The organism is Nocardia cyriacigeorgica (assembly GCF_010858045.1).
GTDB classification, from domain to species: domain Bacteria; phylum Actinomycetota; class Actinomycetes; order Mycobacteriales; family Mycobacteriaceae; genus Nocardia; species Nocardia cyriacigeorgica_E.
Genome location: NZ_JAAGVC010000403.1, coordinates 1 through 276, shown reverse-complemented (window position 1 = coordinate 276; position 276 = coordinate 1). Strand labels below are relative to the sequence as shown.

Sequence of the window (276 nt, the reverse complement as noted above, 5' to 3'; positions counted from 1 at the left end):
ACCATGGGGTTCCTCATGGCTCGGCCCCACACCTCGCCCTGCGCCCGGTGTCGCCGACCGCTGGGGCGGGCATGGACCGGGGCACGACCGCTGTCCCGCTCGCCGCGCGGATCGACCTGATCGAGCGGCAGCTGCGATCGGCGCTGAACTCGAACAGACCGAACGATGGCCCCGCGCCCGACGCCGACAACCGCCGACGAGGCGCGATACTGCTCGCCCTCACCGACACCATCCGGCGCTACCGGTCGCGGAACTCCGGCGTGCCGGGGATGTCCA

1 pseudogene is annotated in these 276 nt (G+C 72.5%); it reads left to right on the top strand.

The window, feature by feature from the left end:
• Positions 1 to 71 precede the first annotated feature (71 nt).
• Positions 72 to 276 (top strand): annotated as a pseudogene (locus GV790_RS30875) (hypothetical protein); the annotation flags it as partial.